The 748-nt window shown below is 48.4% G+C and carries 1 protein-coding gene and 1 pseudogene; one reads left to right on the top strand and one right to left on the bottom strand.

The window, feature by feature from the left end:
- Nucleotides 1–384: glutathione S-transferase (locus WH277_RS02115; protein ID WP_339504127.1), on the bottom strand; the 384-nt coding region annotated here is incomplete at its 3' end.
- Between the two features lie 213 nt (nt 385–597).
- Between WH277_RS02115 and WH277_RS02120 the strand changes: the two are divergent.
- A pseudogene (locus WH277_RS02120) lies at nt 598–748 on the top strand (TetR/AcrR family transcriptional regulator); the annotation flags it as partial.

A 748-nucleotide genomic window follows, 5' to 3' on the forward strand; every position in this document is an offset into this window, starting at 1 on the left:
ATACAGTTCAACCTCCGGTCCCAACCCTGGCGTGGCATGATGAAAATAAGTGCTAACTGCATCGAGAAACTCAATTTCAGCGCGCTTAGTCATCATATGAATGATGCCCTTATCTGCTGGAGTTGTACCGGTCAGACTGTATGGCGCGTCAAGGGCATCCAGATACTGCGTGATAGCCGTACACTCTGCGATGAGCGTGCCATCATCAAGCTCCAGAACAGGCAGCGTGCCTGAATAGTTGATGGCGAGGAAGTCGTTCTTTTTATGCTCACCAGTCCATAAGTTAACCGGGACAAATTCTGTTGTGGAAAGCATCCCTTTCTCGGCAAGCGCGATACGGACACGTGCAGGATAGGGGCCGTCATACCAGTCATAGATTTTCATGTGAGGGAGTTCCTTAACTTCTGTGAGTAAGAGTTCATAAGTAAAAGACAGTAACTGCCTACCAGTTGGTAGTTTCAGGGTTAAGAGTGAACCCGCTCTTGACTGATGTCAATACCTACCTGTCAATTGGCAGGTGACTTCGGACCGTGTATAGTGACGTTCTGAACGTTTCAGAAAGAGGCTAATATGAGCGTAAATGCACGGGAAGCGATACTGGCCGAAGCGAAGTGTGCGGCTCAGAAGCACGGATATAACGGGATAAACTTTCGCAGTATTGCGACGAAGGTAGGCATTAAAAATGCCAGTATCTATTATCACTTTGCCAGTAAGGCGAAGCTTGGCGCTGCGGTTGCTCACCGCTACT

It is taken from the genome of Erwinia sp. MYb416 (assembly GCF_037479575.1).
Taxonomy (GTDB): Bacteria; Pseudomonadota; Gammaproteobacteria; order Enterobacterales; family Enterobacteriaceae; genus Erwinia; species Erwinia rhapontici.